Source organism: Streptomyces sp. MnatMP-M17 (genome assembly GCF_900091995.1).
Lineage (GTDB): Bacteria > Actinomycetota > Actinomycetes > Streptomycetales > Streptomycetaceae > Streptomyces.
Genome location: NZ_FMDK01000707.1, coordinates 1 through 2,523 on the forward strand (window position 1 = coordinate 1; position 2,523 = coordinate 2,523).

Below are 2,523 nucleotides of genomic sequence, written 5' to 3' on the forward strand. Positions count from 1 at the left end.
CTGGCGCGGCGCTTGCCGTAACCGACGGCGCCCACGGCCGCCATACCGACGGCGATGAGTCCGCCGGCGGCCATGGCGAGCTGGGTGTCTCCTTCAGCGCCGGTGTGCGCGAGGCTTCCGGCGGGAGTGATCGTGTCGGCGCTCAGCTGCTGGTCCGAGGCGGGAGTGCCGTGGGCCGTCGAGCCGCCCTTGCCCGAACCACCCTGCTGGCCCGGCTTGTTGGAGCCGTCGTGGTTGGGCCCCGGGCTCGGCTCCCCGCCTCCCGGCTGGGTCGGGTCGGTGGTCGGCGGGTCGGAGGGATCCGTACCCGGGTCGGTCGGGTCCGTGGTCGGCGGATCGGTCGGATCGGTCGTCGGCGGATCGGTGGGGTCCGTCGTCGGCGGGTCCGTGGGGTCCGTGGTCGGCGGATCGGTCGGATCGGTGGTCGGCGGGTCCGTGGGGTCGGTGCCCGGGTCGGTGGGGTCGGTGGTCGGCGGTGTGGTCGGGTCCGTGCCCGGCTCACCGGGATCGGTCGGATCGGTCGTCGGGTCCGCGCTCGGACCGTCGCTCGCATCGGCCGGTGCCTGCGCCCCCGCTGAGGCGGAGACCTCCGCGCCAGCAGTGGCCGAGACCTTCGCGGTCAGGGCGAGGGACGCCTCGTCCGGGGCGCTGGCGCCCGGCTTCGGCGCGGAGTCCGCGTCCGCGGCCAGCGCCGCGGGAGCGGCCAGCGCCGAGGACGCGGCCAGCATGGCGACCGTCGCCGCGACACGGCGCAGGACGCGCGTACGGGTTCTACGCATGGAAGAGATCAGCCTCCTGTGACTGAACAGCAGGACCGCCTGTGCGCTCGTGCCGCGCAGAGGCGAAGTTCCTGCAGGTAGTTCGATCTTGGGTCGGGCTGCCTGTGGACAGAGTTCGGCGATTCCGGCGGCCCGGCCGGCTCCTGGCCCACGCCGCCGTCGCGAGCGCGACTCGGGGTGCCGCGGTCGGTGGCGTACGGCGCGTCAGGGCAGTGGGCGGGCGAGCGCGATGCCGTAGCTGCTGGTGTTCGTGGTCCACCACCGGTCCATCTGGAGTCCGGCCTGCTGGAGTTCGCGGGCAATGCCGGGGCGCCGGAACTTGGCGCAAACCTCCGTGCGCAGCTCCTCGCCGTCGGCGAAGTCGACGGCGAGGCCGAGGGAGGGGATCTTCACGGTCTGCCGGGTGAGCGATCGGAGCCGCATCTCGATCCACTCGTCCGCGGGGTTCCATCGTGCGACGTGGGCGAACGCGTCCGGGACGAAGTCGGCGCCGAGCTCGCGGTTGAGGACCGCCAGCACGTTCTTGTTGAACTCGGCCGTCACGCCGGCGGCGTCGTCGTACGCGGCGACCAGCACCGACGCGTCCTTGACCAGGTCCATGCCGAGCAGGAACGCGTCGCCCGGGCCGAGCAGGGACCGCACGGAGGTGAGGAACTCGGCCCGCTCGGCCGGCGTGAGGTTGCCGATGGTGCCGCCCAGGAACACGAGCAGGCGGGGACCGGGGGTGTCGGGCAGATCGAGGGCCCAGGTGAAGTCGGCGACGAGCGCGTGCACGGCAAGCCGTGGCCGCTCGCGGGCGAGGGCCCGTCCCGCCTGCTCGAGGGCGCTGCAGCTCACGTCGACGGGCACGTAGGTGTGCAGGGCGGGAAGGGCGTCGAGGAGGTGCTGGGTCTTCTCGGATGACCCGGAGCCCAGCTCGATGAGGGTTCGCGCGCCGGCTTCCGCTCCGATGGCGGGGGCGTGCGTGCGCAGCAACTCGCGCTCGTCGCGGGTCGGGTAGTACTCGGGCGGGCGCGTGATCATCTCGAAGAGCTCACTGCCGCGGGCGTCATAGAGCCACTTGGGCGGCAGGGTCTTCGCTGTGCCGCCAAGGCCGTGGAGGACGTCGTGGCGCAACGCGGCCAGGCTGTCGTCGTTCAGGGTGCGGGTGAGGCGGAACGGGCTCACGAGTGGGACTCCTTTGGTGGGGCGGTCAGCGCTGGGTGGTGTCGGGCGGCGGCGAGTGTGAGGGCTGCGGCGGCGGCCGCGGTCGGCAGGAGGACTTCGTGCAGGACCGCCGCGCTCGCGGTGCCCGCCGCGCATCCGAGGTCGAGGGCGGCGACGAGGAGAGCGTGCGCTTCGGTGATCAGAGCCCGAGGGGCCAGGGCGCTGGTCGCCACGAAGGCGGCCGCGAGCAGCGGGGCCATCACCAGGCCGGGGATGAGGGTGGTGAACAGGAGCACGACGGGGCTGCTGGCGAGCGCGTACACACTCCAGCCGGCCGTACTCGCCGCGGCGAGGACCAGCAGGTGGTCCGCTGTCGTGCCGGGCCACGAACGCGCCCCGTACAGGAGTCCGCCGAGCACGGCACCGACGGACAGGGCGGCGGGCAGCGCCCCGGACAGTACCGGCAGGTGATGCTCCGTGGCGGCGGCCAGGGCGAGCGGGGTCAGCGCGCCGATCGGGATGCCGTAGCAGACCATGGACAGGTACAGGACCTGCAACGGCCGCGACTTGAGCGGCCCGAGTCAGTCGGCCGCGCGGA

General features: G+C 73.4%; 3 protein-coding genes. All 3 read right to left on the bottom strand.

Annotation, left to right across the window (positions count from 1 at the left end; all coding sequences use genetic code 11):
• On the bottom strand, positions 1 to 779 hold a 779-nt coding region (locus GA0115259_RS28770; protein ID WP_176732685.1), incomplete at its 3' end, for a hypothetical protein.
• Positions 780 to 983: 204 nt separating this feature from the next.
• Positions 984 to 1,946: an L-histidine N(alpha)-methyltransferase gene (gene egtD / locus GA0115259_RS28775; RefSeq protein WP_093602446.1), complete on the bottom strand. Its 963-nt coding sequence runs from the start codon at positions 1,944 to 1,946 to the stop codon at positions 984 to 986.
• Entirely contained in the window at positions 1,943 to 2,482 is a 540-nt protein-coding gene (locus GA0115259_RS28780; RefSeq protein WP_093602448.1) for a hypothetical protein, read from the bottom strand. Before GA0115259_RS28780 ends, egtD begins: the two co-directional genes overlap by 4 nt.
• Positions 2,483 to 2,523: the final 41 nt, after the last annotated feature.